Here is a 16,560-nt window from a genome sequence, read left to right as displayed (position 1 = left end):
TTTTTCGCCGCGTGCGCCATCAGGCCGTCCCGAACCCAAGCGCCATCATCCCACGCCTTGTTGCGCGCTTCCAAGCGTTCCTTGTTGCAAGGGCCATTGCCCTTGAGCACGTCAAAGAATTCGTCCCAATCGGGCTGGGTGAAATCGTAATGACCGCGTTCTTCGTTCCATTTCAGATCGGGGTCGGGGACCGTCAGGCCCAAGTATTCGGCCTGCGGGACACATTCATCGACGAATTTCTGGCGCAGTTCGTCATTGCTGTTCATCTTGATCTTCCACGCCATGGATTGCGCCGAGTGGACCGAATTTTCATCGGACGGGCCGAACATCATCAACGCAGGCCCCCAGAAGCGGTTCAGCGCGTCCTGCGCCATCTTTTTCTGCGCTGCCGTGCCGCGCGCCATCTTCATCATGATGTCGTAGCCCTGACGTTGGTGGAACGATTCCTCCTTGCAGATACGCACCATCGCGCGGGCATAGGGCCCGTAGGATGTGCGCTGCAACGGCACCTGGTTCATGATCGCCGCACCGTCAACCAGCCAGCCCACAGCCCCCATATCGGCCCATGTCAGGGTCGGGTAATTGAAGATGGAACTGTATTTCATCTTGCCGGACAACAGGTCGCGCGTCAGTTGATCGCGGGTTACCCCCAGGGTTTCCGCGGCGCAGTAAAGATACAGCCCATGTCCGGCTTCGTCTTGCACCTTGGCCAGCAGGATCGCCTTGCGTTCCAGCGTGGGCGCGCGGGTGATCCAGTTTCCCTCGGGCAGCTGGCCGACGATTTCGGAGTGGGCGTGCTGGCCGATCTGCCGGATCAGGTTCTTGCGATAGCCGTCCGGCATCCAGTCCTTCGGTTCGATCTTGCCGCCCGCGTTGATCCGTTCCTGAAAGGCGCGTTCCTGCGGTTCCATCTCGTCCAGAGATTTGACGCCTTCGCCGGTGGATTTGATCATCTGTGCATACATCGTTCAGATCCTTTCAAGAGGATGATAGGCTGCGCGGCGCGTATCGGTGCGACATCACAGTCGTTGTTTCCAGTAAAGCTTAAGCGGAGTTGTGATTCGCTGCAACTTAAATGTTACGGACGGATTTGATTCCGTGGATATGTGTAACACAACATCAAGCGTGGTCTTGCCGGAAAAACCGTTTACCAATTTCAGTCAAATACGGGATTTCGGGAAAACAGCATGACCAAAGACTACTTTATCGACTTTCTGACCAAAACGGATCACCGCCTTGTCACCAAGTGGCTGCATTACTTTGACGTTTATGCAGCAGAGTTGGGGCACCTTCAGAATAAGGATATCACCTTTCTCGAGATCGGCATTTTCCGCGGCGGGTCGATCCCCATGTGGGGCGGCTATTTCGGGAAGGGGTCGAAACTGGTCTTTGCCGATATTGATCCAGCCTGTCGTGCCTTGGCTGACCCCGGTGTGAATATCGAAATGGGAGATCAGTCCGACCCTGTGTTCCTGAAGCAGCTTGCCGAAAGGCATGGGCCTTTTGATGTGATCATCGACGATGGTGGGCACAAGATGGACCAGCAGACGATCAGTTTCGAAAACCTTTGGCCTGCCGTAAAGGACGGCGGGCAATATCTGGTCGAAGACACCCACACCAGTTATTGGCCCGGTTTCGGCGGCGGTTACCAAGAGCCCGCCAGCTTTGTCGAATACGCCAAGCGGCTCGTGGATCAGATGCACAGTTGGTACACGGATCAGGACGACATCTTTCCCCTGTCCCAAATGGCCCGCGAATTGGCCTATGTGCATTTCTTCGATTCAATCGTGGCATTGAAGAAGGACCTGAAGCGAACGCCGCCGGTCACAATCACATCGCAAAACGGCAAGATCGGTCGCTCGCGCAAGGCGCTGGAAGTCAGAGGCCGCAAATCAATTTTCTAGATAAGATGTGCTGTCAGCCAGGCCCGCCAGTCGCATCCTGAGGAAAGTTTGGAGTATTCAGCAAAACTGACAATCAGCATAAATTATTGATCAGAAATCATAATTTAGGATTAATTGGTGCCCAGAAGAGGACTCGAACCTCCACACCGTTGCCAGTACTAGCACCTGAAGCTAGCGCGTCTACCATTCCGCCACCTGGGCACAGGGGGGTTGTGAGGGGTGCTCTAATCATGTGGGGCGGGGGTGTCAATTGGATTCGCGTATATTCTTGCAACTTGTGTGAAATCAGGTGGCACGGCAGCGGCATCTTGGGCTGTGGGCGTGATATATGGTGCCGGACTCTCTCAAACTGCTCTGATTTGCGGCTTGTTCCCAAATGGGCAAAACGGTATCTGTTGCTCAAGTTTTTTGGACAGGAGCATCATCATGTCAAAGCTGGTCACGATTTATGGCGGTTCGGGGTTTGTCGGGCGCTATATCGCGCGCCGCATGGCCAAAGCAGGATGGCGCGTCCGTGTGGCGGTGCGCCGCCCGAATGAAGCGATCTTCGTGCGCCCTTACGGTGCTGTCGGTCAGGTCGAGCCTGTATTCTGCAACATCCGCGATGACGCATCCGTGCGCGCCGCGTTGCTGGGGGCCGATGCGGTCGTGAACTGCGTGGGTATTCTGGCGGAAACGGGCAAAAGCACGTTCGAGGCGATTCAGGCAGACGGTGCCGAGCGTATTGCCCGTATTGCTGCCGAAGAGGGTGTCAGCCACATGGTGCAGATCTCTGCGATCGGCGCGGATGGCGACGCGGCGAGTGAATATGCCCAGACCAAGGCGATGGGCGAGGCAGGTGTGCTGCGGCACATGCCGGACGCTGTCATCCTGCGGCCCTCGATCATCTTCGGTCCGGAAGACGAATTCTTTAACCGCTTTGCAGGCATGACACGACTTAGCCCGGCAGTGCCCGTCATTGGGGCTGATACGTTGTTTCAGCCGGTTTACGTTGATGATGTGGCCCGTGCAGCCGAAATGGCGGTTGTGGGCGACGCAGCACCGGGCATTTACGAGCTTGGCGGTCCTGACGTCGAAAGCTTTCGCGCTTTGATGCAGCGGATGTTGGGTGCTATCCATCGCCGCCGTATGGTGCTGGGTGTGCCGATGTTTGCGGCCAGGATCATGGCGTTCGTCTTTGACATGATCGAAGCGGCGACATTCGGGTTGGTGAAAAACGGTATGGTCACGCGCGACCAGGTCAAGAACCTTGGCAATGACAATGTCGTTTCCGAGGGGGCCAAAGGGTTTGACGCGCTGGGGATTTCGCCCGTTTCGATGGCGGCGGTCCTGCCACAGTACCTGTGGCGCTTCCGTCCTTCGGGCCAGTATGACGACATCAAGGAATCTGCAAAGAACCTGCGTACCTGATCCGACGGTAACGCTGGAATTTCCAAAGGCCCTGCCATGATTGGCGGGGCCTTTCTTGTTCAGGCATTTTCAGGAATAGGCATAGACCAGCAGGGCAATCCCCAGGATCACGCGGTAGATGACATAGGGCGTAAAGCTGACACTGCGCAGCAGGCGCATCATCAACACCAGTGCCAGCATTGCGGCGACAAAGGCGAATGCAGCCGCGATTGAAGCGTCGCGGGCAAGCTGCCAGTCGGCCTCTCCGATCACGTCAAGCGACAGCAGCGCGCCTGACGCAAGGATCGTCGGGATCGACATCAGCATCGACAGTGTTGCGGCGCTGGTGCGGTCATAGCCCAGCTTGCGGGCCGCCGTGATGGTGATGCCCGACCGCGAGGTGCCGGGGATCAGCGCGATGGCCTGCGCGAGGCCCATCCATACCGCATCCTTCAGCGTCCAGTCATCCGATGTGCGGGTCCATGCGCCTGTCTTGTCCGCCCAATACAGCACCAGCCCGAAGATCAGCATTGTCCAGCCGATCACGGCGACCGAGCGGAGCATTTCGTCGATGCCCAGAACCTTGAAGATCAGGCCGGCGACCAGCACCGGGATCGTCGCGACGATCAGCAGAAATGCCGTGTGCGCGCCGGGCGTGTCGACCTTGCCCCGCAGCAGGCGGCCCAGTCCGACGGTGGCTTCGGCCACGGCTGTGCGGAAATAGAGTATCACGGCCAGCAAGGTGCCCACATGCACCGCGACATCAATTGCCAGTCCCTGGTCCTGGCTGCCGGTGAGCGTCGGCAAAAGGATCAGGTGGCCCGAGGAAGACACCGGCAGAAATTCTGTCAGCCCCTGAATGATGGCGACAAGCAAGAGGTGTAACAATGTCATGGGATAGGTCGCCTGTGCTGCGTAAGTGTGGATTCGACGTATAATCCCCCTGAAAAGAAAGCAAAGTGGATTATTGGGTCCGCATCGGAACTAAAAACCCATCCATAGGACGAAAATAATGCGCCGCCATCAAAAAATAATACATATAGGTCAGTATTACTGCCTTTATATATCATTTGCGTCTGTATAAGAGGGGGCAACAAAGTTTTTCTGGCGGAGAGTTCGACCATGGCAAAGCAGCCAATGCTTAAGTTTACAACGGTTTCCCGGGACATGCCTGAAAAGCGCATGCCGAATCTGCGTCGCGAAGACTTCAAGGAAATTTACGCTGAATACGCTGATGCAAAGGCCAAGGAGCAATCCAGCCGCTGCAGCCAGTGCGGTGTGCCTTATTGCCAGACCCATTGTCCGCTGCACAACAACATCCCCGACTGGCTGCGCCTGACCGCCGAAGGGCGTCTGCAAGAAGCTTATGAAGTGTCGCAAGCCACCAACACTTTCCCCGAAATCTGTGGTCGTATCTGCCCGCAGGACCGCCTGTGTGAAGGCAATTGCGTGATTGAACAGTCCGGCCACGGCACTGTAACCATCGGATCGGTCGAAAAATACATCACTGACACCGCGTGGGAAAACGGCTGGGTGCAGGCGATCAAGCCACATACCGAGCGTACTGAATCCGTCGGCATCATCGGTGCGGGCCCCGGTGGTCTGGCTGCGGCTGACGTGCTGCGTCGCCAAGGGGTGCAGGTCACAATCTACGACCGCTACGACCGCGCAGGCGGCCTGCTGACCTATGGCATCCCCGGCTTCAAGCTGGAAAAGGACGTGGTGATGCGCCGTAACGATCAGCTTGCCGAAGGTGGCGTGAATTTCGAACTGAATTGCGATGTCGGCGTCGATATCAGCTTTGGCGATATCCGTGCCAAGCATGATGCCGTGATCATCGCCACGGGCGTTTACAAGACCCGCGAGATTCAGGCCCCCGGTGTGGGGGGTGTCGGCCTTGAGCGCGCGATCGATTTCCTGACCGTCAGCAACCGCAAAAGCTTTGGTGACACGGTCGAGGAATTTGAATCCGGTCGTTTGAATGCCTACGGCAAGAAGGTCGTCGTGATTGGCGGCGGTGATACTGCAATGGATTGCGTGCGTACCTCGATCCGTCAGGGCGCTACATCCGTGAAATGTCTGTACCGTCGCGACCGTGCCAACATGCCCGGCAGCCAGCGCGAAGTGCAAAACGCCGAGGAAGAAGGCGTGGTGTTCGAATGGCTGTCCGCGCCCAAGGGCTTTGTCGGTGACCCGGTGACAGGTGTCATGGTCCAGAAAATGCGCCTTGGTGCGCCCGATGCCACAGGCCGTCAGGCCCCCGAGGTGATCGAAGGTGCCGATTATGTCGAAGACGCCGATCTGGTCATCATGGCCCTCGGCTTTGAACCCGAAGACCTGCCGACGCTTTGGAACACGCCCGAACTGCCGGTAAACCGCTGGGGCACGATCAAGGCCGATTACGTCACCGGTGCCACGGAACTGGATGGTGTTTATGCCGTGGGTGACATCGTGCGCGGTGCGTCACTGGTGGTTTGGGCGATCAAGGACGGGCGCGATTGTGCGCAAGCGATCCTTGAGAAGATGGGTACGAAAGCGGCGATTGCCGCCGAATAACCGGACCCACGCCTGAAAGAATTGAATTTTCGCGCCAAGGGCGCGCCCGAATTAGGAGATAGAAAATGACCAAGTATGATGACGCCTGGGTAGCCCGCGAAGAAGCAAAGCGTGCCTATATGGCCGAAAACGGTCTGTATTCCGAGGAAGAGGAGCATTCTTCCTGTGGTGTCGGCCTTGTGGTGAACATCGACGGTTCGCGCAGTCGCGATGTGGTTCTGTCGGGCATCAAGGCGCTCAAGGCGATCTGGCACCGCGGTGCGGTTGATGCCGATGGCAAGACGGGCGATGGCGCTGGCATTCACGTGCAGATTCCGGTCAACTTCTTCCACGATCAGGTCCGTCGCACCGGCCACAGCCCCCGCGAGGACGAACTGATCGCCGTCGGTCAGGTTTTCCTGCCGCGCACCAATTTCGCCGCTCAGGAAACCTGCCGGACCATCGTTGAAACCGAAGTGCTGCGCATGGGTTACTATATCTACGGCTGGCGCCATGTGCCGGTGGATATTTCTGTCCTGGGTGACAAGGCCAACGCAACCCGTCCCGAGATTGAGCAAATCCTGATCTCGAACGCCAAGGGCGTCGACGAAGAAACTTTCGAACGCGAACTTTACGTGATCCGCCGTCGCATCGAAAAGGCAGCGCTCGCCGCGCAGGTGCCGACGCTTTATATCGCGTCCATGTCCTGCCGGTCGATCATCTACAAAGGCATGATGCTGGCGCAGGACGTTGCCAGCTTTTACCCCGACCTGCTGGATGACCGGTTTGAATCCGCATTTGCGATCTACCACCAGCGCTATTCCACCAACACCTTCCCGCAGTGGTGGCTGGCTCAGCCGTTCCGGATGCTGGCCCACAACGGTGAAATCAACACGCTCAAGGGCAACCTGAACTGGATGAAGTCGCACGAAATCCGCATGGCGTCGGGCACCTTTGGCGACATGGCCGATGACATCAAACCCATCGTGCCGGCGGGATCGTCCGACTCCGCCGCTTTGGATGCCGTGTTCGAAGTGTTGGTCCGCGCGGGCCGCAACGCGCCCATGGCCAAGACCATGCTGGTCCCTGAATCGTGGTCCAAGCAGGCGATCGATCTGCCAGAAGCGTGGCGCGACATGTATTCATACTGCAACTCGGTCATGGAACCTTGGGATGGCCCCGCCGCCCTTGCCATGACGGATGGCCGCTGGGTCTGTGCCGGTCTTGACCGCAACGGCCTGCGCCCGATGCGCTATGTCGTGACATCCGACGGTATGCTGATCGCCGGTTCCGAAGCGGGCATGGTCCCGCAGGACGAGGCCAACGTCGTCCGCAAGGGCGCGCTTGGCCCGGGTCAACTGCTGGCCGTGGACATCGAAGAAGGCAAGATGTTCGGCGATACCGAGATCAAGGACAAGCTTGCCGCGTCGCGCCCCTTTGGCGAATGGGTCGGCAAAATCAACGAGCTTGACGAAGCACTGGGCGATATCGAGGAAAAGCCCCTGTTCGCAGGTGAAGAATTGCGCCGCCGTCAGGTGGCTGCGGGCTATACCATCGAAGATCTTGAACAAATCCTTGCGCCCATGGCTGAGGATGGCAAGGAAACATTGGCGTCGATGGGGGATGACACGCCATCTGCGGTTCTGTCGAACCAATACCGTCCGCTCAGCCATTTCTTCCGCCAGAACTTCAGCCAGGTCACCAACCCGCCGATCGACAGCTTGCGCGAATTCCGGGTGATGAGCCTGAAAACACGGTTCGGGAACCTCAAGAACGTGCTGGATGAATCCAGCGCCCAGACCGAGATTTTGGTGCTCGACAGTCCGTTCCTTGCCAACACGCAGTTTGATCAACTGATGTCCGAATTCAACGCGGATGCCGTGACCATCGACTGTACCTTCGAGGCAGGCGGCGGCAATCTGAACGAAGGCCTGCGCCGCATCCGCGACGAGGCCGAAGATGCCGTGCGCTCCGGTGCCGGACACATCGTGCTGACCGACCAGTTCAGCGGCGAAAGCCGTGTCGCGATGCCGATGATCCTGGCAACCTCTGCCGTGCACAGCCAGCTGACCCGCAAAGGTCTGCGGACTTTCACATCGCTGAACGTTCGGTCCGCCGAATGTGTCGATCCGCATTACTTTGCCGTGTTGATCGGCTGCGGGGCCACCGTGGTGAACGCTTATCTGGCCGAAGATTCGCTGGCCGACCGCATTGACCGCGGCCTGCTGGACGGCTCTCTTACCCAGGCGATGGACCGTTACCGCGAGGCGATTGACCAAGGCTTGCTGAAAATCATGGCCAAGATGGGGATCAGCGTCGTGTCGTCCTACCGTGGCGGGCTCAACTTTGAAGCCGTCGGCCTGTCGCGCGCCATGTGTGCCGAATACTTCCCCGGCATGACCAGCCGCATCAGTGGCATCGGCATCATCGGTATTCAGCGCAAGGCCGAAGCCGTCCATGACCTTGGGTGGAAGGGCGATGGCAAGGTCCTGCCAATCGGTGGCTTTTACAAAGCGCGCACAAGCGGCGAAACCCACGCATGGGAAGCATCGTCGATGCACATGCTGCAAATGGCCTGCAACAAAGCGTCCTATCAGATGTGGAAGCAGTACAGCGCCAAGATGCAAAGCAACCCGCCGATCCATCTGCGTGATTTGCTGGACATCAAGGCACTGGGCAAGCCCGTCCCGATTGAAGAAGTGGAATCCATCACCTCGATCCGCAAGCGTTTCGTGACGCCCGGCATGTCGCTGGGCGCGCTATCGCCCGAGGCACACAAGACGCTGAACGTCGCGATGAACCGTATCGGGGCCAAGTCGGATTCCGGTGAGGGCGGTGAAGATCCCGCGCACTTCGTCCCCGAGGCGAACGGCGACAACCCGTCCGCCAAGATCAAGCAGGTCGCGTCGGGCCGTTTCGGTGTCACAGCCGAATACCTGAACCAATGCGAAGAGCTGGAAATCAAGGTCGCTCAGGGTGCCAAGCCCGGCGAAGGCGGCCAGTTGCCCGGTATGAAGGTCACCGACCTGATTGCCCGTCTGCGCCATTCGACCAAGGGCGTGACGCTGATCTCGCCGCCGCCGCACCACGACATCTATTCGATCGAAGACCTTGCGCAGCTGATCTATGACCTCAAGCAGATCAACCCGCGCTGCAAGGTGACCGTGAAACTGGTGGCGTCTTCGGGCGTTGGCACGATTGCGGCCGGTGTGGCCAAGGCCAAGGCGGATGTGATCCTGATCTCGGGGCATAACGGTGGCACGGGTGCGTCGCCTGCCACGTCGATCAAATATGCGGGTCTGCCGTGGGAAATGGGTCTGACCGAGGCGCATCAGGTGTTGGCGATGAACAACCTGCGCGACCGTGTGACCTTGCGGACCGACGGTGGTTTGCGCACGGGCCGTGACATCGTCATGGCCGCGATGATGGGGGCCGAAGAATACGGCATCGGTACCGCCGCGCTGATCGCGATGGGCTGCATCATGGTGCGCCAGTGCCAGTCCAACACCTGTCCCGTGGGCGTGTGTACCCAGGATCAGGCGCTGCGCGACAAGTTCACCGGCAACGCCGACAAGGTCGTCAACCTGATCACCTTCTACGCCACCGAAGTGCGCGAATTGCTTGCCGCGATCGGTGCGCGCAGTCTGGATGACGTGATTGGCCGTGCCGATCTTCTGGCGCAGGTCAGCCGTGGCTCTGCCCACTTGGATGATCTGGACCTTAACCCGCTGTTGATCACCGTCGATGGGGCGGCTGAAATCGTCTATGACCGTAACAAGCCGCGCAATGCCGTGCTTGATACGCTGGACGCCGAAATCGTGCGCGATGCCGAACGGTTCCTGAAAGATGGCGAGAAAATGCAGCTAAGCTATGCGGTGCAGAACACGCACCGCACAGTCGGCACGCGGACCTCGAGCCATATCATCAGCCGGTTTGGCATGAACAACCAGTTGCAGCCCGATCACCTGACGGTAAAGCTGAGCGGCTCTGCCGGGCAATCTCTGGGGGCATTTGCGGCACCCGGGCTCAAGCTGGAAGTGTCGGGCGATGCCAACGATTACGTCGGCAAGGGTTTGTCGGGGGGCACAATCATCGTGCGGCCACCGATGGCAAGCACCATCAAGGCCTCCGAAAATACGATCATCGGCAACACGGTTCTTTACGGCGCGACCAAGGGCTTCCTGTTCGCGGCCGGCCGCGCCGGCGAACGCTTCGGGGTGCGCAACTCGGGTGCGCATGTGGTGATCGAAGGCTGTGGCAGCAACGGGTGTGAATACATGACCGGCGGCGTTGCCGTTATCCTGGGCGACATCGGCGCAAACTTCGGCGCGGGTATGACCGGCGGCATGGCGTATCTTTATGACCCGCAAGGCAAGGCAGAAGACATGCTGAACCGCGAGACGCTGGTGACCTGTCCGGTCACCGTGGATCACTGGGAAAATCAGCTAAAAGGTCTGATTGAACGGCATCTGGAAGAGACCAACAGCCGCAAGGCCGCGGATATCTTGCAGCATTGGGACAGTGAAAAGGAAAACTTCCTGCAGATCTGCCCGAAAGAGATGCTGATCCACATTCCCGCCCCGCTAAGCCATGAGCAAAAAGCGATGCCCGCCGAATAAGGCGAAAATCGGCAGCCGGACGCGGTTTCAGACCGCGGCCGGCACGCAATTGCCCGAATTGATCGGGAAAACTCCTTAAATCAACCATCATTGCCCGACACATTAACAAGGTATTAAGTGTGAGGTGCATGTGATGTCAGAACTGCTAAGCGATCCCTTTTTGAACGCGTCCCCTGTTTTGGTCGCCACGGGGCTGACGGCCGGAACATCAATCGAAACCGCCAATGGCAATCGCACGATCGACTGGCTGAGGCTGGGCGATCTGATCGAAACCCTTGACGATGGCCTGCAACCGTTGCGCAGCATCAACCGCCAGAAAATGTTCGGCAAAGGCGGCAACGCCCCCATCCGGATCGCAAGTGGCGTGCTTGGCAATGTGGCTCCGCTGTTGCTGGCCCCTCAGCACCGCGTTTTGATGTCGGGCTGGCAGGCTGAATTGTATTTCGGTCAGGAAGAAGTGCTGGTCGAGGCGCGTTCCCTGGTTAACGGCACGACCGTCACGCGCGAAGTCGTGGCACATGTCGAATATGTCAGCCTCGGGTTCGATGATCATCAGATCATCCTTGCCCATGACGCGCCTGTAGAAAGCGATCTGCCACATCATGCGCTTTCATTCCGGCATGCGATCGGCCAATGCGCCGGGACAAGGACGCCCCAACTGCTGGCGCGCCCTGCGGTCGAGGGCAATCAGGCACAGCTTTTATCGCTCTGACCTCCTTTACCGTATGACGGCCCGTCCTATGTCTGTCCGTATGATCAAGACATTCACATCGCGCGCACGGCTTTTGCTGGTATTTCTGTTTGGGATGGGGCTTGCCGCCTGCACGGATCAGGCCCCCAAGGGGGGCGGTGATATTCTGGTCATCGGGGATTCCGTGATGGCCTGGAACGGCACGGCAGATCAGGCCATTCCCGATGTGATGGCACAGACGCTAGGGCGTCAGGTCATCAACAAGGCCGTCCCCGGCGCGCTTTTCAACAATGGCAACGCGGTTTACTCTGCGTTCGGCTTTGACATTCAGCGGCAATATCCCGGCGGCTCGTGGAACTGGATCGTTTTGAATGGCGGGGCCAATGATCTGGGCTTTGGCGACTGCAAATGTCAGGACTGCCGCGCGAAAGTGGACAGCCTGATCGGTCCGGACGCGATGTCGGGCGCGATCCCTGCATTTCTGACCCGCCTGCGTGCCAGCGGTGCGCAAGTCCTTTGGATGGGCTATTACAAGGGCAACGGCAAAGGATCATTCGAGGGATGTCGCGACGATCTTGTCCTGCTCGAGCAGCGCATCAACCGGTTTGCCGCACAGACGGATGGCGTCATCTTTCTTGACAGCGAGAATGTCATAGATCCGCAGGACGACAGCCAGTTCGCAAGCGACAACACGCATCCGTCGCCCAAAGGGGCCGCGCTGGTGGGCAGATATCTGGCCAAAGCGATTTCCGCGCGTGATGGCCGTTCACAATAAGCCGCGCGCGCCCTATAACCCGTCGTCATGGCAAAACGCGCGACATCCAAAAAGAAAAAGACAACCGCTCCGGTGACGCGCAGGGTCAAGCGCCGCGTCATCGGCTATCTGTTCAAGGCGGTGGTGGGCGTCGTTGCGGTGATGTTGGCGGGTATCTTGCTGTTTTCCGTGCTGAACCCGCCGACCACGCCCTATATGTTCAGCGAAAGCCGAAGGTTGGGCGGGATCGACCATCAATGGGTCCCGCTTGAGGATATCGCACCTGTCATGGCCCGGTCGGTGATCGCGGCCGAGGACGCAAATTTCTGCAACCACTGGGGCTTTGATCTGGCGGCGATCAAAAACGCGATTGCCGAAGGGTCGAACCGCGGCGCGTCCACCTTAAGCCAGCAAACCGTCAAGAACGTCTATCTTTGGCACGGGCGCACATGGTTTCGCAAAGCGCTAGAGGCGGCGATCACACCGCTGCTCGAGGCCATCTGGACCAAGCGCAGAATCGTTGAAGTTTATCTGAATGTCGCCGAGTTCGACGAGGGCGTGTTCGGCGTCGATGCCGCCGCTCAGCATTACTTTGGCGTGATCCCTTCCGATCTGACCGCGACGCAGGCCGCACGGCTTGCCGCCGTGCTGCCATCCCCCAAGACCCGGTCTGCGTCACGGCCCACCGCAGGCCTGCGCAAACGCAGCGCGCAAATCCGCGACGGGGCGGCGACAATCAGCAAGGATGGCCGGGCGTCCTGTTTCGAGAGTTGAAAAACCCCCTCAACAAAGGCATGAGGGATCTACGCTTAACCATTGCACCGGAACCCTTATTATGGCCCGCCTTTTTCATGTACCGCTTTCGCCGTTCTGCCGCAAAGTCCGGCTGAGCCTTGCCGAAAAGAAGATCGAGGTCGAGCGCGTCGAAGAGCGTTACTGGGAACAGGAACCCGATTTCATGCGCCGCAATCCGGCGGGCAAGGTGCCTGTCTTGCAGCTTGACGGGATCATAATGTCCGAAAGTGCCGCGATCTGCGAGTATATCGAGGAAACCCGGCCCGAGCCGTCCTTGATGCCGACCGACCCGGTGCAGCGATTGGAAGTGCGCCGCCTTGTCAGCTGGTTCGACGACAAGTTTCACGGGGAGGTGACGTCAAAGCTGCTGTATGAGCGGGTGAACAAGAAGGTCATGGGCCAGGGTTTTCCGGACAGTCGCAACGTCAAGGACGGTGCCAAGGCCATCAAGTACCACATCGATTATATGGCATGGTTGCTGGACCATCGCCGTTGGCTGGCTGGCGATGTCATGACGCTGGCCGATTTCGCCGCCGCCGCGCACCTGTCATCGCTTGATTATATCTCGGACGTGGATTGGAACCGGTCGGATGTGGTCAAGGACTGGTACGCCAAGATCAAGTCGCGTCCGGCCTTTCGGTCGTTGCTGGCCGATCAGGTGCCGGGGTTTCCGCCGCCAAAGCATTATAATGACCTTGATTTTTAAGCCGAGAGCGCTGGGGGCCGTCTGCCCCCAGACCCCCGAGGATATTTTTGAGCCAGAGAAGATATGGACGATCTGAAGGATCGTTTGGTGTCGCGCGCCTTGGAAGAGGGGTTTGTGGCTTGCCGGGTTTGCAGGCCGTCCGACGTGCCGGAGGTGCCCGAGCGGTTGAGCGCGTTTGTCGAGGCCGGGTATCACGGCCAGATGGCGTGGATGGCGGACCGGATGGCATGGCGCGGTAATCCGGCCGCTTTGTGGCCCGAGGCGCGATCCGTCATAATGTTGGCGGAAAGCTATACGCCCGAGCATGATCCGACCGCCGTGTTGGATGTTCCGCAGAAGGCGGCGGTATCGGTCTATGCGCAAGGGCGCGATTATCATGATATCGTCAAGAGACGCCTAAAGCGGCTGGCGCGCTGGTTGATCGAGCAAGATCCCTGTGAGGTGAAGGTGTTCGTCGACACCGCACCGGTTCCCGAGAAGGCACTGGGGCAGGCGGCAGGGCTTGGCTGGCAGGGCAAGCATACCAATCTTGTCAGTCGTGACTGGGGAAACTGGGCGTTTCTGGGCGCGATTTTCACGACCCTGGATTTGCCTGCCGATGCCGCTGAGCGTGATCATTGCGGGTCGTGCAGGTCCTGTCTGGATGCCTGTCCGACAGGGGCTTTTCCTGGGCCTTACCGTCTGGATGCGCGGCGTTGCATTTCCTATCTGACGATTGAACACAAGGGGCCGGTCGATCTTGAACTGCGCGGCAAGATGGGCAACCGCATTTATGGGTGCGATGATTGTCTGGCGGCCTGCCCGTGGAACAAGTTTGCCGTGGAGGCAAGTGACATGCGTTATCATGGCGGGGTTGGCACGCCCGATCTGGCCGAGCTTGCAGGCCTGGATGACGCCGCATTCCGGGCGCGGTTTTCAGGGTCGCCGATCAAGCGGATCGGGCGGGACCGGTTCGTGCGCAATGTGCTTTATGCGATTGGCAATTCCGGGCTGAGCACGCTTGCGTCTGTGGCCGGATCCCTGACGGATGACCCAGACCCCGCCGTGGCGGATGCTGCACGCTGGGCAATGGGCCGTTTGACCGCAAAATGACGCAAACGGGCTGGAACCGGGGCGCGTAACCGCTAAACCCGAACCGACACGGCAAGGAGAGAACGATGGCATTGCTGCTGGGTGTTGATACGGGCGGAACCTATACTGATGCGGTGCTGATCCGTGACGAAGCGGTCGTGATCGCCTCGGCCAAGGCGCTGACGACGCGCAATGATCTGGCGATTGGCGTGGGCAATTCCGTGCGGGCCGTGCTGGCCGATGCCGGTGTTGATGCCGCCGACGTGTCGCTTGCGTCACTGTCTACCACCCTGGCCACCAACGCGCTGGTCGAAGGGCAGGGCGGACGGGTTGCGCTGGTCTATATCGGGTTCAAGGAACGGGATCTGGCCGCCCACGGGCTGGCCGAGGCGTTGAAGGGTGACCCTCATCTGGTGCTGGCCGGTGGGCACAACCACGCGGGCGGCGAAGCCGTGCCGCTGGACGAAGCCGCGCTGACCGCATTTCTGGAAACTCACAAGGATGACGTGAGCGGTTTTGCCGTCGCAAGCCAGTTCGCCACGCGCAACCCCGCCCACGAACTGCGTGCCGCCGGGTTGGTGACGCAGATCACCGGGCGTCCTGTGTCATCGTCGCATCAACTGTCGGCCAAGTTGAACGGGCCGAAGCGGGCGCTGACCGCCGTGCTGAACGCCCGGTTGATCGGGATGATTGACCGGCTGATCGGCCGTGCCGAAGACGTGCTGATCGAAATTGGCATCACCGCCCCGCTGATGGTGGTGCGCGGTGACGGTGCATTGATATCCTCGGCTCAGGCACGTGAGCGGCCGATCGAGACGATCCTGAGCGGGCCTGCGGCATCGATCGTCGGGGCGCGGTGGATGACGGGCGCGGACCACGCGCTGGTCAGTGACATCGGCGGGACGACGACGGATGTGGCCTTGTTGCGCGGCGGGCGACCGGCGATTGATCCTGCAGGCGCGCAGGTGGGTCAGTACCGGACCATGGTTGAAGCGGTCGCGATGCGCACCACGGGGTTGGGTGGCGATAGCGAAGTGCATTTTCTGACCGAAGGGTTGGAGGGCGGGGTCTTTCTGGGGCCAAAGCGCGTGCTGCCGGTGTCCTTGGTTGCGATGGATGCGCCTGAGGTCGTGCATGCCGCGCTGGACGCACAGTTACGGGCCACCACGCCAGGCGAATTTGACGGACGCTTTGTACGTGCGGTCGCAGGCCAGACGCTTGAGGGGATCGGGCCAAGGGAACAGACGCTTTTGGAGCGGATGGGAGCCGCTGTGCATCCGCTTGGGGACATCTTGCGGTCAAGGATCGAAACCGGCGCGCTGAAGCGGTTGGTCGAACGGGGGCTGGTGCAGGTCGCGGGGCTGACGCCGTCGGATGCCAGCCATGCGTTAGGGCGCGTCGATGTGTGGGACGCGGATGCCGCGCGCAAGGCGTTGCGCCTGTTTGGCCGCAGACGCACCGGTGCAGGTGACATGCTGGACCCTGATCCTGACGCGATGGCGCAACGGGTCATTGACCAACTGACCCAACAGACAGCATTGGCCCTGCTCGAGACGGCATTTGCCGAGGAAGAGCCGGCATTTCCGGGATCACCAGAGGTTCTGGCGCGGCATGTGTTGTTGCAACGGGGGCTGCAGGGGCACCGCGGTTTGCTGCGCATTGACGCCGCGTTGAACCTGCCTGTGATCGGGTTGGGGGCGTCCGCCCCGGCGTATTATCCTGCAGTCGGCACCGCCCTTGGGGCACAGATGATCTTGCCCCAACATGCAGGTGTTGCCAATGCCATCGGCGCGGTCGTGGGGCGTGTCACCATGCGTGAAAGCGGCACGGTGACGTCCCCCAGCGAAGGCAAGTTCCGCGTCCATCTGGCAAGCGGCCCGCAGGATTTCGGCGATCAGGAGGGGGCTCTTGCCATGCTTGAATCCGTGCTGCGCGACAAAGCGAAGGCAGATGCCTTGGCGGCCGGTGCCGCGGATATCCAGATAAGCGTTCTGCGTGACATTCGCACTGCAGGCGTCGAAAGCCGCGAGGTGTTTATCGAGGCAATCGTCACCGTCGAGGCAACCGGTCGCCCGCGCGTGGCGGATGGATGATAC

Annotated in this window: 12 protein-coding genes and 1 tRNA gene; 10 read left to right on the top strand and 3 right to left on the bottom strand. The window is 59.6% G+C overall.

Annotated elements, in window-relative coordinates; genetic code table 11:
• On the bottom strand, window positions 1-965 hold a 965-nt coding region (gene paaA, locus RGAI101_RS22140; RefSeq protein WP_037228095.1), incomplete at its 3' end, for a 1,2-phenylacetyl-CoA epoxidase subunit PaaA.
• A gap of 222 nt (window positions 966-1,187) precedes the next feature.
• On the opposite strand from paaA, the gene RGAI101_RS11770 reads away from it, so the two are divergent.
• The gene (locus RGAI101_RS11770; RefSeq protein ID WP_008225899.1) at window positions 1,188-1,904 is read left to right on the top strand and encodes a class I SAM-dependent methyltransferase; all 717 of its coding nucleotides are present in this window, start codon (window positions 1,188-1,190) and stop codon (window positions 1,902-1,904) included.
• A gap of 115 nt (window positions 1,905-2,019) precedes the next feature.
• On the opposite strand, the gene RGAI101_RS11765 is transcribed toward RGAI101_RS11770, so the two are convergent.
• Window positions 2,020-2,105: transfer RNA gene (locus RGAI101_RS11765), tRNA-Leu, on the bottom strand.
• Between the two features lie 225 nt (window positions 2,106-2,330).
• Here RGAI101_RS11765 and RGAI101_RS11760 point away from each other — a divergent pair.
• Window positions 2,331-3,314, top strand: coding sequence for a complex I NDUFA9 subunit family protein (locus RGAI101_RS11760; RefSeq protein ID WP_008228318.1), 984 nt, complete (start codon window positions 2,331-2,333; stop codon window positions 3,312-3,314).
• A 69-nt stretch (window positions 3,315-3,383) separates the two neighbouring features.
• Here RGAI101_RS11760 and RGAI101_RS11755 read toward each other — a convergent pair whose 3' ends face one another.
• Window positions 3,384-4,187, bottom strand: a complete 804-nt coding sequence (locus tag RGAI101_RS11755; protein WP_037228093.1) for an undecaprenyl-diphosphate phosphatase — start codon at window positions 4,185-4,187, stop codon at window positions 3,384-3,386.
• A 228-nt stretch (window positions 4,188-4,415) separates the two neighbouring features.
• On the opposite strand from RGAI101_RS11755, the gene RGAI101_RS11750 reads away from it, so the two are divergent.
• The 8 genes from RGAI101_RS11750 to RGAI101_RS11715 all read left to right on the top strand — a co-directional run bounded on the left by RGAI101_RS11750 (window position 4,416) and on the right by RGAI101_RS11715 (window position 16,557).
• The gene (locus RGAI101_RS11750) at window positions 4,416-5,849 is read left to right on the top strand and encodes an NAD(P)-dependent oxidoreductase (protein WP_037228090.1); all 1,434 of its coding nucleotides are present in this window, start codon (window positions 4,416-4,418) and stop codon (window positions 5,847-5,849) included.
• Window positions 5,850-5,914: 65 nt separating this feature from the next.
• Window positions 5,915-10,447 carry a glutamate synthase large subunit gene (gene gltB, locus RGAI101_RS11745; RefSeq protein WP_008229120.1) on the top strand — a complete coding sequence of 1,511 codons (4,533 nt, stop codon included), beginning with the start codon at window positions 5,915-5,917 and terminating at the stop codon, window positions 10,445-10,447.
• 133 nt (window positions 10,448-10,580) lie between these two features.
• Window positions 10,581-11,159: a Hint domain-containing protein gene (locus RGAI101_RS11740; protein ID WP_008226524.1), complete on the top strand. Its 579-nt coding sequence runs from the start codon at window positions 10,581-10,583 to the stop codon at window positions 11,157-11,159.
• A gap of 28 nt (window positions 11,160-11,187) precedes the next feature.
• Window positions 11,188-11,913 (top strand): SGNH/GDSL hydrolase family protein, encoded by a 726-nt coding sequence (locus RGAI101_RS11735; protein ID WP_254655271.1) that lies wholly within the window; start codon window positions 11,188-11,190, stop codon window positions 11,911-11,913.
• Window positions 11,914-11,940: 27 nt separating this feature from the next.
• Window positions 11,941-12,666, top strand: coding sequence for a monofunctional biosynthetic peptidoglycan transglycosylase (mtgA, locus tag RGAI101_RS11730; protein ID WP_008229240.1), 726 nt, complete (start codon window positions 11,941-11,943; stop codon window positions 12,664-12,666).
• Between the two features lie 61 nt (window positions 12,667-12,727).
• Window positions 12,728-13,393 (top strand): FtsZ-binding protein FzlA, encoded by a 666-nt coding sequence (fzlA, locus tag RGAI101_RS11725; RefSeq protein ID WP_008227314.1) that lies wholly within the window; start codon window positions 12,728-12,730, stop codon window positions 13,391-13,393.
• A gap of 63 nt (window positions 13,394-13,456) precedes the next feature.
• The gene (queG, locus tag RGAI101_RS11720) at window positions 13,457-14,485 is read left to right on the top strand and encodes a tRNA epoxyqueuosine(34) reductase QueG (RefSeq protein WP_008227313.1); all 1,029 of its coding nucleotides are present in this window, start codon (window positions 13,457-13,459) and stop codon (window positions 14,483-14,485) included.
• Between the two features lie 65 nt (window positions 14,486-14,550).
• Complete coding sequence (locus RGAI101_RS11715) at window positions 14,551-16,557, top strand: hydantoinase/oxoprolinase N-terminal domain-containing protein (protein ID WP_008225806.1); 2,007 nt, start codon at window positions 14,551-14,553, stop codon at window positions 16,555-16,557.
• Window positions 16,558-16,560 lie beyond the last annotated feature (3 nt).

The organism is Roseobacter sp. GAI101 (assembly GCF_000156335.1).
GTDB lineage: Bacteria > Pseudomonadota > Alphaproteobacteria > Rhodobacterales > Rhodobacteraceae > Sulfitobacter.
This window is presented reverse-complemented; position numbering and strand designations above follow the sequence as displayed.

Coding starts and splice junctions, on each gene's coding strand:
- RGAI101_RS11715 (WP_008225806.1), top strand. CDS start 14,551: ATGGCATTGCTGCTGGGTGTTGATACGGGCGGAACCTATACTGATGCG.
- RGAI101_RS11770 (WP_008225899.1), top strand. CDS start 1,188: ATGACCAAAGACTACTTTATCGACTTTCTGACCAAAACGGATCACCGC.
- queG (WP_008227313.1), top strand. CDS start 13,457: ATGGACGATCTGAAGGATCGTTTGGTGTCGCGCGCCTTGGAAGAGGGG.
- RGAI101_RS11740 (WP_008226524.1), top strand. CDS start 10,581: ATGTCAGAACTGCTAAGCGATCCCTTTTTGAACGCGTCCCCTGTTTTG.
- gltB (WP_008229120.1), top strand. CDS start 5,915: ATGACCAAGTATGATGACGCCTGGGTAGCCCGCGAAGAAGCAAAGCGT.
- RGAI101_RS11760 (WP_008228318.1), top strand. CDS start 2,331: ATGTCAAAGCTGGTCACGATTTATGGCGGTTCGGGGTTTGTCGGGCGC.
- RGAI101_RS11755 (WP_037228093.1), bottom strand. CDS start 4,187: ATGACATTGTTACACCTCTTGCTTGTCGCCATCATTCAGGGGCTGACA.
- RGAI101_RS11735 (WP_254655271.1), top strand. CDS start 11,188: ATGTCTGTCCGTATGATCAAGACATTCACATCGCGCGCACGGCTTTTG.
- fzlA (WP_008227314.1), top strand. CDS start 12,728: ATGGCCCGCCTTTTTCATGTACCGCTTTCGCCGTTCTGCCGCAAAGTC.
- mtgA (WP_008229240.1), top strand. CDS start 11,941: ATGGCAAAACGCGCGACATCCAAAAAGAAAAAGACAACCGCTCCGGTG.
- RGAI101_RS11750 (WP_037228090.1), top strand. CDS start 4,416: ATGGCAAAGCAGCCAATGCTTAAGTTTACAACGGTTTCCCGGGACATG.